Source organism: Hydrogenophaga soli, assembly GCF_054777695.1.
Genome location: NZ_BAAHAK010000013.1, coordinates 78,067 through 95,521, shown reverse-complemented (window position 1 = coordinate 95,521; position 17,455 = coordinate 78,067). Strand labels below are relative to the sequence as shown.

15 protein-coding genes are annotated in these 17,455 nt (G+C 66.5%); 7 read left to right on the top strand and 8 right to left on the bottom strand.

What is annotated here, in order from left to right:
- Nucleotides 1-606 precede the first annotated feature (606 nt).
- Both ACYVB7_RS18970 and exaC read right to left on the bottom strand, forming a co-directional pair.
- Nucleotides 607-969 (bottom strand): DUF779 domain-containing protein, encoded by a 363-nt coding sequence (locus ACYVB7_RS18970; RefSeq protein WP_460510389.1) that lies wholly within the window; start codon nt 967-969, stop codon nt 607-609.
- Complete coding sequence (gene exaC, locus ACYVB7_RS18965) at nt 969-2,492, bottom strand: aldehyde dehydrogenase family protein (protein ID WP_460510387.1); 1,524 nt, start codon at nt 2,490-2,492, stop codon at nt 969-971. Before exaC ends, ACYVB7_RS18970 begins: the two co-directional genes overlap by 1 nt.
- A gap of 300 nt (nt 2,493-2,792) precedes the next feature.
- Here exaC and ACYVB7_RS18960 point away from each other — a divergent pair, with 300 nt between their 5' ends.
- A complete protein-coding gene (locus ACYVB7_RS18960) occupies nt 2,793-4,778 on the top strand; it encodes a sigma-54-dependent Fis family transcriptional regulator (protein ID WP_460510385.1) in 1,986 nt (661 codons plus the stop codon).
- A gap of 60 nt (nt 4,779-4,838) precedes the next feature.
- Here ACYVB7_RS18960 and ACYVB7_RS18955 read toward each other — a convergent pair whose 3' ends face one another.
- Nucleotides 4,839-6,398 (bottom strand): methyl-accepting chemotaxis protein, encoded by a 1,560-nt coding sequence (locus tag ACYVB7_RS18955; protein WP_460510383.1) that lies wholly within the window; start codon nt 6,396-6,398, stop codon nt 4,839-4,841.
- Between the two features lie 177 nt (nt 6,399-6,575).
- On the opposite strand from ACYVB7_RS18955, the gene ACYVB7_RS18950 reads away from it, so the two are divergent.
- On the top strand, nt 6,576-6,809 hold the full coding sequence (locus ACYVB7_RS18950) for a hypothetical protein (protein WP_460510381.1): 234 nt from the start codon (nt 6,576-6,578) through the stop codon (nt 6,807-6,809).
- A 3-nt stretch (nt 6,810-6,812) separates the two neighbouring features.
- On the opposite strand, the gene ACYVB7_RS18945 is transcribed toward ACYVB7_RS18950, so the two are convergent.
- The 4 genes from ACYVB7_RS18945 to ACYVB7_RS18930 form a co-directional block, all read right to left on the bottom strand.
- Nucleotides 6,813-7,649 carry an ABC transporter substrate-binding protein gene (locus ACYVB7_RS18945; RefSeq protein WP_460510379.1) on the bottom strand — a complete coding sequence of 279 codons (837 nt, stop codon included), beginning with the start codon at nt 7,647-7,649 and terminating at the stop codon, nt 6,813-6,815.
- Nucleotides 7,646-8,377, bottom strand: a complete 732-nt coding sequence (locus ACYVB7_RS18940; protein ID WP_460510377.1) for a P-loop NTPase family protein — start codon at nt 8,375-8,377, stop codon at nt 7,646-7,648. The genes ACYVB7_RS18945 and ACYVB7_RS18940 overlap by 4 nt, the downstream gene beginning before the upstream one ends.
- Nucleotide 8,378: 1 nt before the next feature.
- Nucleotides 8,379-9,125 (bottom strand): ABC transporter permease, encoded by a 747-nt coding sequence (locus ACYVB7_RS18935; RefSeq protein ID WP_460510375.1) that lies wholly within the window; start codon nt 9,123-9,125, stop codon nt 8,379-8,381.
- 112 nt (nt 9,126-9,237) lie between these two features.
- The gene (locus tag ACYVB7_RS18930) at nt 9,238-10,461 is read right to left on the bottom strand and encodes a voltage-gated chloride channel family protein (RefSeq protein WP_460510373.1); all 1,224 of its coding nucleotides are present in this window, start codon (nt 10,459-10,461) and stop codon (nt 9,238-9,240) included.
- Between the two features lie 122 nt (nt 10,462-10,583).
- Here ACYVB7_RS18930 and ACYVB7_RS18925 point away from each other — a divergent pair, with 122 nt between their 5' ends.
- Both ACYVB7_RS18925 and ACYVB7_RS18920 read left to right on the top strand, forming a co-directional pair.
- A complete protein-coding gene (locus ACYVB7_RS18925) occupies nt 10,584-11,672 on the top strand; it encodes a substrate-binding domain-containing protein (RefSeq protein ID WP_460510399.1) in 1,089 nt (362 codons plus the stop codon).
- Between the two features lie 87 nt (nt 11,673-11,759).
- Nucleotides 11,760-13,346, top strand: a complete 1,587-nt coding sequence (locus tag ACYVB7_RS18920) for a methyl-accepting chemotaxis protein (RefSeq protein ID WP_460510371.1) — start codon at nt 11,760-11,762, stop codon at nt 13,344-13,346.
- Between the two features lie 28 nt (nt 13,347-13,374).
- On the opposite strand, the gene ACYVB7_RS18915 is transcribed toward ACYVB7_RS18920, so the two are convergent.
- Complete coding sequence (locus tag ACYVB7_RS18915) at nt 13,375-14,460, bottom strand: MBL fold metallo-hydrolase (protein WP_460510369.1); 1,086 nt, start codon at nt 14,458-14,460, stop codon at nt 13,375-13,377.
- 177 nt (nt 14,461-14,637) lie between these two features.
- On the opposite strand from ACYVB7_RS18915, the gene ACYVB7_RS18910 reads away from it, so the two are divergent.
- The 3 genes from ACYVB7_RS18910 to ACYVB7_RS18900 are packed head-to-tail and all read left to right on the top strand — an operon-like array spanning nt 14,638 to nt 17,453.
- Nucleotides 14,638-15,849: an aspartate aminotransferase family protein gene (locus ACYVB7_RS18910; RefSeq protein WP_460510367.1), complete on the top strand. Its 1,212-nt coding sequence runs from the start codon at nt 14,638-14,640 to the stop codon at nt 15,847-15,849.
- A 26-nt stretch (nt 15,850-15,875) separates the two neighbouring features.
- Complete coding sequence (gene argF, locus ACYVB7_RS18905) at nt 15,876-16,817, top strand: ornithine carbamoyltransferase (RefSeq protein ID WP_460510366.1); 942 nt, start codon at nt 15,876-15,878, stop codon at nt 16,815-16,817.
- A 60-nt stretch (nt 16,818-16,877) separates the two neighbouring features.
- Nucleotides 16,878-17,453 carry a DUF2975 domain-containing protein gene (locus ACYVB7_RS18900; protein WP_460510364.1) on the top strand — a complete coding sequence of 192 codons (576 nt, stop codon included), beginning with the start codon at nt 16,878-16,880 and terminating at the stop codon, nt 17,451-17,453.
- Nucleotides 17,454-17,455: the final 2 nt, after the last annotated feature.

Sequence of the window (17,455 nt, the reverse complement as noted above, 5' to 3'; positions counted from 1 at the left end):
AGTCGGCTCGGTGCTCCTGCACCATGCGCACAGCGCGCTCGCGGACTTCTGGGGAGAACTTCGGTGACTTGTTCATGGCTCCATCTTCTCAAGAGTTGGAGCCTCCTCAAAACCCGGGGCGGTTCACTGATGATGATCGTGGGTCGGGCGCGAAGCGCGGAAGGTCTCGCGGTGTGGAGTGTCTCCAGTGAGGTCGCTCGCCGATGGATCCTCAGTGCGAACCTGGCGGAAACCTAATAAAAGCAACGGCGTCGCTCTTGGCATCGTCTTGCTTTGCCAACTCCTGGCGGATGTACTGCTAAGACTAGGCTGCCCCAGATTTGCGTAATCGGGAGCGACTGCATTTGCGCGCGACAGTCACTCGCCGGTAGATTTCTAACGGCAGCAACCAGCCTTCAGCGGTCTGCCAACAAATCAACCTCGTCGGCCAGATCCTGACTCCAGCCCGCCCAAGACCCAGCAGACTCAGCCCCGAGCCAGCACCTCCAGCTCACCCACCCGAATACATCAAAAACAATAGCTACTACCGCATACAAATAAAGCGGCAGAGCCATTTTTTCCTTAAACACCACCCCACCCACAGAGGCAGCCCAGCCCTCACCCCCCTCACCCCGGAAACAGCTCAGCCATTTCCTCCGCCGTGAACACCCGTGACCGGGTGTGAAAAGCCTTGCCCTCAGGCCCTTCCAGCGAAAACGTGCCGCCGTGGCCGTCGATCACGTCGATGATCAGTTGGGTGTGTTTCCAGTGTTCGTACTGCGACGTGCTCATGTAAAAGCCGCAGCCGCCAATGTCGCCCAGGTGGACGTCGCCGGGGCCAAGGGTCAGCTCGCCCAGCAAGTAGCAATTGGCGGCGCTGTTGTCACAGCAGCCGCCACTTTGGTGGAACATGAGGCCATCCCCGTGCTTGGCCTTGAGCCGGGCGATCAGCTCAAGGGCGGCCGGGGTGGCCACCACTTTGTCCACCATCAGAAGAAGCCCAGGCGCTGCTCGCTGTAGCTCACCAGCAGGTTCTTGGTTTGCTGGTAGTGGTCCAGCATCATCTTGTGGGTTTCGCGGCCAATGCCCGATTCCTTGTAGCCACCGAAGGCGGCGTGTGCGGGGTAGGCGTGGTAGCAGTTGGTCCACACACGGCCCGCCTTGATGGCGCGGCCCATGCGGTAGGCCACGTTGCCGTTGCGACTCCACACGCCGGCACCCAGGCCGTACAGGGTGTCGTTGGCGATGGCGAGGGCTTCGGCTTCATCCTTGAAGGTGGTCACGGCCAGCACGGGGCCGAAGATTTCTTCTTGGAAGATGCGCATCTTGTTGTGGCCCTTGAACAGGGTGGGCTGCACGTAGTAGCCGCCGTCCAGGTCGTTGCCAAACTGGGCCTGGTTGCCGCCGATCAGCACCTGGGCGCCTTCCTGCTTGCCCAAGTCCAGGTACGACAGGATCTTGGTCAGCTGTTCCTTGCTGGCCTGTGCGCCCATCATGGTGTCGGTGTCCAGCGGGTTGCCGTGTTTGATGGCGGCCACGCGCTTGAGCACTTTTTCCATGAACTTGTCGTAAATGCTCTCTTGGATGAGGGCGCGGCTGGGGCAAGTGCACACCTCGCCCTGGTTGAAGGCGAACAGCACCAGGCCTTCGATGGCTTTGTCCAGGAAGCCGTCGTCCTTGTCCATCACGTCGGCAAAGAAGATGTTGGGGCTCTTGCCGCCCAGTTCCAGCGTGGCGGGAATGAGGTTGTTGGCGGCGGCCTGGGCAATCACGCGGCCCGTGCTGGTGGAGCCGGTGAAGGCGATCTTGGCAATGCGCTTGCTTTGGGCCAGGGGCATGCCGGCCTCACGGCCAAAGCCGTTGACGATGTTGAGCACGCCGGGGGGCAGCAGGTCGGCAATCAGCTCCATCAAAATCAAAATGCTGATGGGCGTGCTTTCGGCGGGTTTCAGCACCACGCAGTTGCCCGCGCCCAGGGCGGGGGCCAGCTTCCAGGCGGCCATCAGGATGGGGAAGTTCCAGGGGATGATCTGGCCCACCACGCCCAGCGGCTCGTGGATGTGGTAGGCCATGGTGTTTTCGTCGATCTCGCTGATGCCGCCTTCCTGCGCACGCAGGGCACCGGCAAAGTAGCGGAAGTGGTCCACCGACAGCGGGATGTCGGCAGCCAGGGTTTCGCGGATGGGCTTGCCGTTGTCCACGGTTTCGGCGTAGGCCAGCAGCTCCAGGTTGGCTTCGAGGCGGTCGGCAATTTTCAGCAGGATGTTGCTGCGCGTGGCGGCGTCGGTCTTGCCCCAGGCGTCGGCGGCGGCGTGGGCGGCGTCCAGCGCCAGCTCAACGTCTTCGGCGGTGGAGCGGGCGGCTTGGGTGTACACCTTGCCGGTGGTGGGGGTGACCACGTCGAAATACTGGCCCTTGACCGGGGCCACCCATTGGCCACCGATGAAGTTGTTGTACTGGGCTTTGTAGGCGATCTTGGCACCTGCGGCACCGGGAGCGGCGTAAACGGCCATGTTTGTCTTCCTCGTGTTTCTGGAATCGGTTGAAGTTGAACCCCGTGAATCACTCACGCTGGGCCTGCTTCTCTTTCCAAAATCCGTGCCAATCGGCCTGAACTCCGCAAGCCATTGATTTGAAACAAAAAAACGTTGCATCGCCTGTGGCACCATCGGGCCGTGGACAGGTGTCCGGACATGTCCGGTGTCCACTTCTGGAACAGTTGATGCGGTTGCAAGGACAAGCCACCGTCGCACCCCCTGCCCTTCCTATACTGGCCGCACGACGCGGGACACACCGCGCGACCGGAGACAAGCATGCAACCCACGCCAGACGCACAACGCCTGCGCCACAGCCGCCGCCATTTGGTGGAACACGGAGAATGCCCGCCAGGCGTGCTGGACGAGCGTCTGTCGCGCTCGTGGCACCGCAGTTTCCAGTCGGGGTTGATGCCCACCGGGCGCTTGCTGGATGTGGGGCTGTGCACAGGCTCCGAGCTGCAGCAGCTCACCACCCGCCACCACGATTTGCTGGCGCACTCCCGCCCGATCATGGAGTTTCTGTTCGAGCAGGTGCGCCACCAGCAGGCCATGGTGATCCTCTCGGGGCCCTGCGGCACCTTGATGCACACGCTGGGCGATGCCCACTTCCTGTCCCGGGCCGACCGTGTGGCGCTGAACGTGGGGGCCTCGTGGACCGAAGCCCACCGCGGCACCAACGCCATTGGCACCGCGCTGGCCGATGTGCACGCCATCCAGGTCAACGGGAGTGAGCATTACCTGGAACGCAACGGCTTTCTCACCTGCTCGGCGGCCCCCATCGTGTCGGCCACGGGCGAGCTGCTGGGGGCACTGGACGTGTCGAGCGAGCACCGCGAAGGCCCCGGCCCGGCGCTGGGCTTGGTGCGCACCGCCGCCGCCCTCATCGAAAACCGCTTGCTGGGGGCCACGTACCGCCACCACTGGCGCCTGCACCTGCACACGCTGCCCGAAGGCCTGAACTCGGTGGGCGAAGGCATTGTGGTGCTGTCGGACGACGGCTGGGTGGTGGGGGCCAACCAGGCCGCCCAGAAGATGCTGCACCAGGACCTGCGCCAGCTGCGCGGGCGGCAGCTGCACGAGTTGCTGCACACCCGGCTGGACGACCTGCTGGCCCACCAACACCTGCGCAGCGGCCACAGCGCCGACAAGCCCGCCGCGGTGCGGCTGGTGCGCGACGGCAAGCCGCTGTACGCCCAACTGCAAAGCCGCCCGGGCCTGTGGCAAGCCAAACCCGCGCACCACACCCCTGCCCCCGCCCCAGCCCCCCCCTCGGCGCCGGGCGCGGACGCACTGGCCCGGCTGGACACCGGCGACGCCCGCTGGCGCAGCGCCGCCGACAAAGCCCGCAAGGTGCTGAACAAACCCATTTCGCTGCTGGTGCTGGGTGAGTCGGGCGTGGGCAAAGAGCTGTTTGCCAAGGCCGTGCACCGCAGCGGCCCGCGGGCCAACCGGGCGTTTGTGGCCATCAACTGCGCGGCCATGCCCGAAAGCCTGATCGAGTCCGAACTGTTTGGCCATGCGCCCGGGGCCTTCACGGGGGCGCGGCGTCAGGGCAACCTGGGCCTGCTGCGCGAGGCCCACCTGGGCACGCTGTTCCTGGACGAAATTGGCGACATGCCCCTGGCCTTGCAGACCCGCCTGCTGCGCGTGCTGCAAGAGCGCCAGGTGGCCCCGCTGGGCGGCGGCCAGCCGGTGGCGGTGGACTTTGCGCTGATTTGCGCCACCCACCAGCCGCTCAAAGCCCTGGTGGCCCAAGGCCGCTTCCGCGAAGACCTGTACTACCGCATCAACGGCCTGGTGCTGGAGCTGCCCGCCCTGCGCGAGCGCACCGACTTTGCCGCGCTGACCCAGCGCCTGCTGCTGGACCTGGCCGAAGGTGCCGCGCCCCCCACCGTGGACCCGGCCCTGCTGGACGCCTTCACCCGCCACCCCTGGCCCGGCAACACCCGCCAGTACCTCAACGCCTTGCGCACCGCCTGTGCCCTGCTGGAGCCGGGCGACACGGTGCTGAGCTGGCAACACCTGTCCGACGACCTGCGGGCCGAGTTGCAAAACCTGCCCCACGCCCCGCCGCACCCCACCCATGGCCTGCCCAATGCCCCCCTGCAGGCCCCCGTGCAGGCGCAAAGCCTGAAGGACGTGTCGCGCACCGTGGTGCTGCAGGCGGTGGAAAGCTGCCGCGGCAACGTGGCCCAGGCGGCCCGCCAGCTGGGCATCAGCCGCCAGACGGTGTACCGCAAGCTGCAAGCCCCGGGTGGCTGAGGCCACTGCCGCGGCAAAGGCCACGGGTGGCAGAGGCCGCCAAGGCGAGGCGGGCCGCGCTCAGGTCTTGAACACCGACACCGTGCGGGTGAGCGACTCGGCCTGATCCAGCAGGCTTTGCGAGGCCGCGGCCGACTGTTCCACCAGCGCCGCGTTCTGCTGCGTCATGGTGTCCAGCTGGGCCACCGCCTGGTTGATTTCGTGGATGCCCTGGCTTTGCTGGCCGCTGGATTGGCTGATGCCGGCGATCAGCTGCGCCACCTCTTGCGCATGGCCCACCACCGCGGCGATGGTGGTGCCCGCCATGTCCACCTGCTGCACCCCGGCGCTGATGCGGCCCACGCTGTCCTGGATGAGGGTCTTGATTTCCTTGGCCGCCGTGGCGGTGCGCTGGGCCAGCACCCGCACCTCGCTGGCCACCACGGCAAAGCCGCGGCCCGACTCGCCCGCCCGCGCCGCCTCCACCGCGGCGTTGAGCGCCAGGATGTTGGTCTGGAAGGCAATGCTGTCAATCACGCCGGTGATGTCGGCAATCTGGCGGCTGCTGCGGTCAATGTCCTGCATGGTGGCCACCACCTGCCCCACCACGGTGCCGCCCTCTTGCGCGGCCTGGGCGTTGGCCTGCGCCGTCTGGGCGGCGCGGCTGGCCACCTCGGCGGTTTGTTCCACCAACTGGATGAGGTCGCGCATGCTGGCGGCGGTCTGCTCCAGGCTGGCCGCGGCGGACTCGGTGCGGTGGCTCAGGTCCATGTTGCCCGAGGCGATTTCGGCACAGGCGCCGCGGATGTGGTCGCTGGCCTTGTGCACCTCGGTCACGATGCGGGCAATGCCCGCCTGCATGTGCTGCTGCGCCCGCATGAGGGCGGCCATTTCGTCGTGGCCCGTGGTGGTGATGGTGCGGGTCAGGTCGCCCTGCGCCATGCTGTCGGCCACGTCCTGGGCCGACTGGATGGGGTCGCAGATGCTGCGGGTGTTGAGCCAGGCCCCCGGCAGCATCAGCCCCAGGGCCACGGCCATCACCCCCCACAGCACCCACAGGGCCTGGGTGGCGGCGAGTTGCCCGGCCTGCTGGGATGCGGTGGCATGGGCGCTCAGCGCCGCGTCCATGGCAGCCACAGCAGCGGCGGCCTTGTCCAGGGTTTCGTGGGCGCGCCTGAGCACCTTGTTGGCCACCCCGGCGTTGTCGTAGATGTCGGCCTTGAGGTTGTCGATGACGGGTTGGGCCTGCCCGCTGTAGTCGCCCAGCAGGGTGGCCAGCTGCTGCGCGGGTTCAACCACCGCGGGCAGTTCGCCCTGGGCCAGCTTTTGGGCCATGTCCTTGAGCCGTGCCTGGGTTTGTTTCCACTGCGACTCCAGCTCGGTCACCCGGGCGGGTTTGTCGTAGGAAATGATCATGTCCTTTTCCAGGTTCTGCAGCTGCCACAGGGCCACGCGGATGTCGGCGTTCTGGGCCTGCAACTGCAGCACCTGCCCCACCAGGCCCTGGTTGACCTGCTCCAGGCGCTGGATGCCAACATACCCCGCCGCCCCGATCAGGGCCAGCCAAAGCACCACCACCGCCACCGCCCCCCGGATGCGCAAGCGGATGCTGAAACGACGAAGAAATGCAACCGCAGTCATGGGGGTTCCTTTCGTTGTACGAGGGGCTGTGCACGGTGTGACCGTGCCCATTCTGACGCCACCCGCCGACAGGGAAAACCCCGACAAGGGGAACCCCGGGGACTTGACCGACATCAATCCGCGCAAGATGGTCGCATTCCCACAATGTCCCTCGCTGTCACACACCTCCTTCGCACCATGAACACCACCCTGTTTGACCCGAACCCCGAGCCCGACGCCCCCGCGTTCGACGCCCAGCAAGCCTTTGTGCAAACGCTGCCCCTGGGGGTGGGTGCCGGGCTGTCGGTGGTGTGGCTGGTGCCCGAAGCGTGGCTGCCCGCCGCAGGCCTGCTGCTGGGGGCGGCGCTGGCCTGGGCGGGGGTTCAGTCCGCGGCCATGTGGTGGCTGCGCAGCCGCGGGCTGGCGCGCTGAGGGTCAGGGTGCAGCGTTGGGGAAGAACAGCTGCTCGCCCCCAATTTTGTAGCTGGCAATGTTGGCCTGACCTGCGGGGGAGGTCACCCAGTCCACAAATTTTTGGGCGGCGGCCTGCTTCACATGGGGATGTTTGGCGGGGTTGACCACCATCACGCCGTACTGGTTGAACAGGCGTTTGTCGCCTTGCACCAGCACGGTCAGGTCGGCCCGGTTCTTGAAGTTGAGCCAGGTGCCCCGGTCGGCCAGCACATAGGCGCCGGTGCTGGCCGCGATGTTGAGGGCTGGCCCCATGCCGCAGCCGCATTCCTTGTAGCCGCTGCCCTTGGCGTCCGAGCCGGTCATTTTCCAGAAGCGCAGCTCGGCGGCATGGGTGCCGCTTTTGTCGCCACGCGACACAAAGGCCACGTTGCCCGCGGCCAGCTTTTGCAGGGCGGCCACGATGTCGGTGCCTTGGGTGCCCGCCGGGTCGGCCTTGGGGCCGATGAGCACGAAGTCGTTGTACATCACCGGCAAGCGCTTCAAGCCATAGCCCTCGGCCACGAATTTTTCTTCCGCCGCTTGGTCGTGCACAAACACCACGTCGGCGTCGCCGCGGCGGGCCATGTCCAGCGCCTGCCCGGTGCCCAGGGCCACCACCTTGGTGTCAATGCCCGTGGCCTGCTTGAACGCGGGCAGCAAATGGGCAAACAGGCCCGATTGCTCGGTGGACGTGGTGGACGACATCACGATGGACTCGGGCGTCTGCGCGGTTGCATTTACTACAAAAACAGAAGCAATAACACCAACCAAAGAAAGCGCTAGACGCCTTTTTTGTTTGTTTATTTTGAAAACACTCATGCCGTTTCTCCTTGAACAAACTGGTGGGCCGCGGGGTGGTGCCGGGCCAAATGGTCGCGCTGAAAAAACACCTCCACCGGCAAATCGGCCAGCACCCGCCCGTGTTCGAGGTACAGCACGCGGGTGGCCAGGCGTTTGACCTGCCCCAGGTTGTGGCTGGCAAACACCAGGGGCAGGGTCTGGCCCACGTCGGCCATCAGGGCCTCCACCTCGCGCTTGGCGTGGGGGTCCAGGCTGGCGGTGGGTTCGTCCAGCAGCAACACATGGGGGCCACAGGCCAGCGCACGGGCCAGGGCCAGCCGCTGTTGCTGCCCCCCCGACAGCGCCCGGGCGGGCACATCGGCCCGTTCGGCCAGGCCCACGCGGGCCAGCAGCGTGCGGGCCTGGGCCCGGCACTGCCGCCAGGGCGTGCCGTTCAACCACAGCGCCACCGCCACATTGGCCCACACCGAGGCGTGCAGCACATGGGGCCGCTGGAACAGCATGGACAAGCGCACCCCCGGTCCCAGCTCGCGCTGGCCGGACGCCACCGGCTCCAGCCCGTGGATCAGGCGCAGCAGGGTGCTTTTGCCCGAACCGTTGCTGCCCACCAGGGCCACGCGTTCGCCGGGGTGAATGTCCAGGCTGATGTCGGTCAACACCGGCTGGTGTTGCAGCACCAGTTGGGCCTGCCGCAAGCTGACCAGCGCGGGGGCCGCGGGGAGGTTGGCTGGGGCGGTGGCGAGCATGTCACACCGCCTGGCTGGAGGGGCGCGACACGCTCAATGCGCCGTGGCCCGCCTGTTGCAGGCCCCAGTGGCGCAGCGCCAGCAGCAGCAGGTTGATGAGGCCCACCACCCCCAGCAGCACCAGGCCCAGGCCCAGCGCCAGCGGCAGGTCGCCCTTGCTGGTTTCCAGCGCAATGGCGGTGGTCATGACGCGGGTGAAGCCGTCGATGTTGCCGCCCACGATCATCACCGCCCCCACCTCGGACACCGCGCGGCCAAAGGCGGTGACGGCAATGGTCAGCAGCACCAAACGCTCGTCCCACAACAGCAAGGCCAAACGCTGCCAGGGGGTGGCCCCCAGCGACTGCCATTGCTCGCCATGGGCACGGTCGGCGTCTTCCACGGTCTGGCGCGTCAGCGCGGCCACCACGGGCAGCACCAGCACCGTCTGCGCCATCACCATGGCCGGAAAGCTGAACATCCAGCCCAGGAAACCCAGCGGACCGGTGCGCGACAGCAGCAGGTACACCACCAGGCCCACCACCACCGAAGGCAGGGCCAGCAGCGTGTTCAGGCCCACCAGCACCAGCGCACGCCCGCGAAACCGCCCCACCGCCAGGCAGCCGCCCAGCGCCACACCCAAGGCCAGCGCCAGCGCACAGGCGGCGGCGCTGACGGCCAGCGACCGGCGCACGATGGCCCACAGCATGGGGTCACCCGAGCTCAGCAACTGCAACGCGCTTTGGAGGCTTTCGGCAAAACTGCCCATGGAATGGAGAACGTCCTGTGAATCGAGCCACCGCGGCGGTGGCGGTCAATCATAGGGCTCGGGTGGGGGGCCCGAAGTCAGTACTGCCACGGTATGAAGGCTTGGACATACGTCACCACTTGCCCTGCTCCCGGCGTTGCGCACGGTAGATGCTGGCATGCCCGGAGAACAGGTAGCTGACCACACAGGCCAAGGCGGCAAACACCCCCACCTCGGCCCCAAACAGCTCCATGGCCATCAGCGTGGACGCGATGGGGGTGTTGGCGGCCCCGGCAAACACGGCCACAAAGCCCAGCCCGGCCAGCAGCGGGAAGGGCAGGTTCAACACCGGGGCCAGGGCGTTGCCCAGCGTGGCCCCGATGTAGAACAGCGGCGTGACCTCGCCCCCTTTGAAACCACTGCCCAACGAGGCGATGGTGAAGGCCATCTTGCCCGCAAAGTCCCACGGCGCCACGGGCTGCTGGAAGGCCTCCACGAGGGTGGGAATGCCCAGGCCCAGGTATCGGTCCGCGCCCAAGGCCCACGCCGCCCCAGCCACCACCACCCCACCCAGGAAAGGGCGCATGGGGGCGTAGGCCACCCGGGCCTTGACCCAAGCGGCCAGGGCGTGGGTGCCTTGGGCAAACAGCTTGCCCGTCAGGCCGAACAAGGCCCCGGCCACGGCCACGGCCAGCAAGGTCCACCCGGCCACGGGCGGCAAGGCCCCCATGGCGTAGTGGGTGTGGTGCACACCCCACCACAGCCCCACCTGGTCGGCCAGCACCGCCGCCAGCACGCAGGGCAGCAGCGCGTCGTAGCGCATGCGCCCCACGGCCAGCACCTCCAGGCCGAAGATGGCCCCGGCCAGCGGCGTGCCAAACACCGACGAAAAACCCGCGCTGATGCCCGCCATGAGGACGATGCGACGGTCCACCGGCGGGACCCTGAACAGGTGGGTGAGCTGGTCCGCCAGTGCCCCACCCATTTGCACCGCCGTGCCCTCACGCCCCACCGAGGCACCAAACAGGTGGGAAACGACCGTTCCCGCCAACACCAGCGGGGCCATGCGCAGGGGCACCACCTTCTGGGGGTCGTGGATCTCGTCGATCAGCAGGTTGTTGCCCGCCTCCACCTGCTGCCCCAGGCGCCAGTACAGCCACCCCACGGCAAACCCCGCCACGGGCAGCAAGGCCAGCAGCCAGGGGTTGGCCAAGCGGGTGGTGGTGGCCACGTCCAGCAGCCACAGGAACAAGGCCGACGCCGACCCCGCCAGCACGGCCACCGCACACGCCAGCCAGGTCCAGCGGAACAGGTAGCGCCACAGGTCGAGCGGCGAAGGTGAAGGGGAGGTGCTCATGAGTCGTCCATGCAAGGGGTGCCGCCACGGGCGGACACGTTCCCAAGTGTAGACAGCGTGGCCCGCCGCCAGTCCGTGGACAATGCGCCACTGCCCCCTTTTGCCCTGCCGCCATGCCCGCCATTCCGCGTGTCGAACTTCTGTACCAGCTGACCCGCGCGTCCGAGCGCAGTCGGCGCCTGCACAACCCCTTGCTGGACCTGCTGCTGGCCGTGCGTCAGGAAGGCTCCATTTCCGCCGCCGCCCGGCGGCTGAACCTGTCGTACCGGCATGTGTGGGGTCAGCTCAAGGCGTGGGAAGTCGATCTGGGGCACGAACTCATTGTGTGGGACCGCGGCCAGGCCGCCCGCCTCACGCCGTTTGCCGACAAGCTGCTGTGGGCCGAGCGCCTGGCCCAGGCCCGGCTGGCCCCGCAGATCGAAGCACTGCAGGCCGAGCTGGAGCGGGCACTGGCCACGGTGTTTGACGACCAAACCCTGGTGCTCTCCCTGCACGCCAGCCACGACGACGCCCTGTCGGGCCTGCAAGACCTGGCCAGCCAGCAAGGCGGGCTGCACCTCGACATCCACTTCACCGGCAGCGTGGACGCCATCCGTGCGCTCAACGAGGGGCGCTGCCACGTCGCCGGGTTCCACACCCGCCAGCACCCCGACCGGCACACACTCACGGCCCGCACCTACAAACCGCTGCTGCAACCCGGGCGGCACAAGGTCATGGGTTTCGCCCTGCGCACCATGGGCCTGATGGTGGCCGCCGGAAACCCGCTGGGCATTCACCAACTGGCCGATGCGGTGCGCCCCACAGTGCGCTGGATCAACCGGCCCTTGGGGTCGGGCACGCGGGTGCTGCTGGACGACATGCTGGCCGAAGCGGGCCTGCCCACCCAGCAGGTGCGGGGTTACGAGCAATGCCAACCGTCGCACGCGGCGGTGGCCCAGGCCGTGGCCTCGGGCCAGGCGGATGTGGGGCTGGGACCTCAATCGGCGGCGGTGGCGGCGGGGCTGGACTTTGTGCCGCTGGTGCAGGAGCGCTACCAACTGGTGTGTCTGAAAACCGCGCTGGACACCCCGGCCCTGCAGGCCCTGCGACAGTGGCTGGCGTCCCCCCTGTGGCAAGACGCCCTGCAACACCTGCCGGGCTACGCCCCCGACCAGCCGGGCACCGTGCAGGCCATGAGCCGCTGGCTGCCCTGGTGGACCTTCAAGCCCTGAGGCCCAACCCCCCAGGCTTTCCCTGAGTACAAACATCAGGAAATCCCTACACTGTGCGCAAACCGCGCATTCAACAGGGAGAAGTTCATGGGAGTTTTGCTCAACCGCGTTTCCATCCGTGCTCGCCTGACAGGCACTTTCGCCCTGTTGCTGGGGCTGATGGCCCTCATCATTGGCTTGGAGATCCGCGTCGGCCACAACACCGAAGCCGAGCTGGACACCCTGGTGCATGTGCACATGCGCAAGCTGGAGCTGGCCGCGGCCATCGACAGCGCCACCCAAAACAATGCACGCAGCGCCATGGAGTTGCTGGTGGTAGACCCCTCCCTTCGGGCGGCCATTCGCCAGCGCATGGCCAAGACCCGGCAAGACATCGACGGCTACTTTGACGAGCTGACCCGGCTGACCACCCAACCCACGGAAAAAGCGCTGGTGGACGAGGCCAAGGCCAGGCGGCAGGCGTTTGTGACCGCATTTGCCGCCACCACCGCCGCCTTGGACACGCAAGGGGAGGACGCGGCCAAGGCCCTGCTCAGTGCGCAGGTGGTGCCCGCCATCGAGGCCCTGAGCGGCCCCGTGCAAGCGCTGTCCAAAGCCGAACAGCAGGCCGCCGAAGCACGCGGTGACGAAACCGAGGCCCACCTCTCACGCGGGGTCCAGATCAACGTGAGCTTGGGTGTGATCTCCGTGATTCTGAGCCTGGTGGCCGCCCAGCAGCTGTACGCCTCCATCATGCAGCCGTTGCGGGCCACCAAGGCGTTTGCCCAGACCATGGCCCAGGGGGATTTGACCGCCCACATCGCCATCGAGGGCCACAACGAGTTGACCGACGTGATGGAAGACCTGAACCACATGCGGGAAAAGCTGGCCCACGTGCTGATGCGCATCCAGCAAAGCACCAACGCGGTGGCCTCGGCCTCCAGCCAGATTGCCACGGCCAACACCGACCTCAGCAGCCGCACCGAGGAGCAGGCCAGTGCCCTGGAGGAAACCGCCGCCACCATGGAGGAAATCGTCAGCACGGTGCAGCAGAACTCCGAGACCACCCGCGAGGCGCAGAAGCTGACCCATTCGGCCACCCAGTCCACCCAGGAGGTGGATGGCCAGCTGGACCGGCTGGTCAAGACCATGGAGGCGGTTCAGGTGGCCTCGCAGCGCATCCGCGACATCGTCACCGTGATCGACTCCATCGCCTTCCAGACCAACATCCTGGCCCTCAACGCCGCGGTGGAAGCCGCCCGTGCCGGGGACCAAGGGCGAGGCTTTGCGGTGGTGGCCTCGGAGGTGCGGGCGCTGGCCCAGCGCTCGGCGTCGTCGGCCCAGGAGATCAAGGGCATCATCGAGGACAGCGCCGCCAAGATGGAAACCGGCAACACCGAAGCCGCCCATGCACGCCAGGCCGCGGCCGAGGCGCTCAAGCACATCTCGGCGGTGCTGGAAACCATTGGCTCGGTGGACCATTCATCACAGGAACAGTCGGCCGGTGTGCAACAGGTGGGCGATGCGGTGCACCAGATCGACCAGGTCACGCAGCAGAACGCGGCGCTGGTGGAAGAAACCGCCGCCGCCACCAAGAACCTGGACGATCAGGTGCAGCACCTGGCCGAGCAGGTCAACCGCTTCAAAATCCCGCACTCGGTGCTCAACGCCAAGCTGTTGCACACCCACGGCTGACGCGAAAACCCTCGCTCCGAGGGTGGCGTCAGAACGCCAGCTTTTCGGCCTCCAGGTAGGCCAGGCTGGTGTACTTCCCAATGTTGCTGTCAAAGCCCGCCATGGTCTTGGCGCGTGCGGCCACGCGGGGGTCTTTCAGCACCATGTCCTTGGCCTTCTCCAGCGGAATGTCGTTTTTCACGGCCTCCACGCAGGGCTCCCAGATGCCCTTGAGGAAGGTGCCGTAGGTGTCCAGCAGGTTGCGCCGGGGCATGCCGTGGCCAGGCATCCACAGCTGGTCGCCCGCGGCCTGACGCAAGGCGTCGTAGTACTTGAAGGTGCCCGGGTACGAGCCATCGTCGATGTTGGCGATGCGGTTTTCCATGGCAATGTCGCCCACCTGGGTGACCCGGTCTTCCACCACCTCCACGCACAGGTCCGACGGGGTGTGCGCCTGGCCGTGGTGGTGCATCTTGAGGGTCACATCGCCAAACTTGAACACCTCTCCGTGGCGGGTGACGCGGTTGGGGGCCACCACCTGCGTGCCCAGGGTGGCCTGGTTGGTCCAGCGCTCCATCAGGCTGCGCCACAGGTTGCCCTCGTGGCCCTTGATCTGATCGGCCGTGCCTTGCAGGGCCACAATGGGCAAGTCTTTGCCGAAGGCTTCGGCAAAAGCATGGTTGCCCAGCCAATGGTCACCGTGGTAGTGGCTGTTGAACACGGCCACCACGGGTTTGGAGGTGACCTTCTTGATCATGCGGATGGCCATCTGCCCGATTTGCAGCGACGCCCCACTGTCCAGCACCACCACCCCTTGCGAAGTGACCACGAAGAACAGGTTGGCCATCATTCCCTGGTTCTCTGCTGTGGGAAAACCGTCGTTGGCGTAGACCATCCACACATGGGGCGACACCTGCTGAGGGGCGATGTCAGCCACCGACGGCCCGGCCATGAAATCGTGCACCTGCTGCGCAAAGGCACTCACCTCGGGCACCAGCGACAGCGCCCCGCCCAGCGCCGTGGTGCCTGCCACACCCGACGCCCCCCAGGCCAAACGACGCAAGGCCTGCCGACGAGAGCACACCTCAGGGGTTGCAGGGTGGGGAACGGGGGACACAGGTTGGGGGCCGGGCATGAAACTTCTCCTGCTGAATATTCAAATATCAGCCAACGATTATCAATAGATCCGCCATGGCATGCACGCCCCGGGCGCAGCCCGCGCAATCCCCGCGTCATGCCGTGGCCCTAAAATCAGACTTCAACGGCTCAACCTTCGTTGGGCCGCTTTCTTTTTTACAGATTGGAACTTGCCATGACCGCCCCTGCCGCAGCACCGGCCGCCGCATCTCCCCATGTGATGAACACCTACGGGCGCCTGCCCTTGGCGCTCTCCCATGGCCGAGGCTGCCGAGTCTGGGACACGAACGGCAAGGCCTACCTGGACGGCCTGGGCGGCATCGCCGTCAACACCTTGGGCCATGCCCACCCCAAGCTGGTGGCGGCCCTGCAAGACCAGGTGGGCAAGCTCATCCACAGCAGCAACTACTACCACGTGCCCGGCCAGGAGCAGCTGGCGGCCAAGCTGGTCGAGCTGTCGGGCATGACCAACGTGTTCTTCTGCTCCACCGGGCTGGAGGCCAACGAGGCCGCGCTGAAGCTGGCGCGCAAGTTCGGGCACGACAAGGGTATCACCCGCCCCGAGGTGGTGGTGTTTGAAGGGGCCTTCCATGGCCGCAGCATCGCCACGCTGAGCGCCACCGCCAACCCCAAGATCCACGCCGGGTTCGGCCCGCTGGTGGAAGGCTTTGTGCGCGTGCCGCGCAACGACATCGCTGCGCTGCGCAAGGCCACCGAAGGCAATGCCAACATCACCGCGGTGTTTTTCGAGGCCATCCAGGGTGAAGGCGGCATCCACCCCATGACGGTGGAGTTCATGCAGCAATTGCGCGCCATCTGCGACGAACGCGACTGGCTGCTGATGATCGACGAGGTGCAATGCGGCATTGGCCGCACCGGCAAGTGGTTTGCCCACCAGTGGGCCGGCATCGTCCCCGACGTGATGCCCCTGGCCAAGGGCCTGGGCTCGGGCGTGCCCGTGGGCGCGGTGGTGGCCGGTCCCAAGGCCGCCCACATCTTCCAGCCGGGCAACCACGGCACCACCTTCGGCGGCAACCCGCTGGCCATGCGCGCCGGGGTGGAAACGCTGCGCATCATGGAAGAAGAAGACCTCCTGGCCAACGCAGTCCAAGTGGGCAACCACCTGAAAACCGCGCTGGTCACCCAGCTGATGAACGTCCAGGGCGTGAAGGACGTGCGTGGCCAGGGCCTGATGCTGGGCGTGGAGCTGAACCGCCCCTGCGGCGTGCTGCTGCAGCGTGCTGCCGACGCGGGGCTGATGATTTCCGTCACCGCCGACAGCGTGGTGCGCCTGGTGCCCCCGCTCATCCTCAGCGTGGCCGAGGCCGACGAAATCGTGGCCATCCTGGTGCCGCTGATCAAGACCTTCCTGGCCGAACAGGCGTGACCCCCACCTTCGCACCCACTGAGCCCATGAAACACTACCTGCAGTTCAAGGACCTGAACGCCGACGAATACGGCTACCTGCTGGCACGCTCGGCCTTCATCAAGCACAAGTTCAAGGCGGTTGAAAAGTACCAGCCGTTTGCCGACCCCGACCGCACGCTGGCCATGATTTTCGAAAAGGCCAGCACCCGCACCCGCGTGAGCTTCGAGGCCGGCATGTACCAGATGGGCGGCAGCGTGGTCCACCTGACCACGGGCGACAGCCAGCTGGGCCGCTCCGAACCCATTGAAGACAGTGCCAAGGTCATCAGCCGCATGGTGGACCTGGTGATGATCCGCACCTTCGAGCAAAGCAAGATCGAGCGTTTTGCCGCCCACTCTCGCGTGCCGGTCATCAACGGCCTGACCAACGAGTACCACCCCTGCCAGATCCTGGCCGACCTGTTCACCCTGGTCGAGCACCGTCCCGCCGCCAGCGGCCAGCCGCTGGATGCCATCCGTGGCAAGGTGGTCACCTGGGTGGGCGACGGCAACAACATGGCCAACACCTGGCTGCAAGCGGCTGAGCTGCTGGGCTTCACGGTGCACATCAGCACCCCCAAAGGCTACGAAGTTCAGCCCTCTGTCGCAGGTGTATCAAGCGCAGCGTGCTACAAAATTTTCAGCAACCCGCTGGACGCCTGCCGCGGTGCCGACCTGGTCACCACCGACGTGTGGACCAGCATGGGCTACGAGGCCGAAAACGAGGTGCGCCGCGCCGCCTTTGCCGACTGGTGCGTCAACACCGAGATGATGGCCGTGGCCAAGCCCGACGCCCTGTTCATGCACTGCCTGCCCGCCCACCGCGGTGAGGAAGTCACCGCCGAGGTGATCGACGGCCCGCAAAGCGTGGTGTGGGACGAAGCCGAAAACCGCATGCACGTGCAAAAGGCCCTGATGGAGTACCTGCTGCTGGGCCGCCGCGACTGAAGCGCCTTATTTTTCACCCCATTGTTTTATTTTTTAACGTAAAACAATAAACTCCAACCCATGAACCACGAAATTCATGGCTTGGAGGGTGGCCCGCACACCCCCGCGGTGCGGCTGGCCCGCAGGCTGCATGTGTTTGTCACGCTGGGCGGCCTGCTGGGCCTGGCCGCCCTGCTCGCCAGCCCTTGGTGGATGAGTGAGCCCTGGCTGCTGGCCCTGGCGTCGTTCCAATGGCGCGTGGCCCCCGAACACCTGCCCACCCACCTCCCCCCTGACAGCTTGTGGCTGACCCGCACCGCCCTGCTGCTGCCCGGCCCGCTGGGTTTGGCCGGGCTGTGGCAGCTGCGTCGCCTGCTGGCGCATTACCGGCAAGGCGCGTTGTTCGACCTGAATGCCGCCCGCCTGCTGCGCAGCGTGGGCCTGTGGCTCACGGGCATGGGGGCCTTGCAAACCCTCACCCCCACGCTGGGGGCACTGGCGCTCACGCTGCACAACCCGCCGGGCCACCGCATCCTGGCGCTGTCGGTCAACTTCGAGAACTACACCGTGCTGCTGTTCGGCACCCTCATCGTGCTGCTGGCCAGTGTGATGGTGGAGGCCGCCCGCATCGCCCAGGAAAACCAGGAGTTCGTCTGACC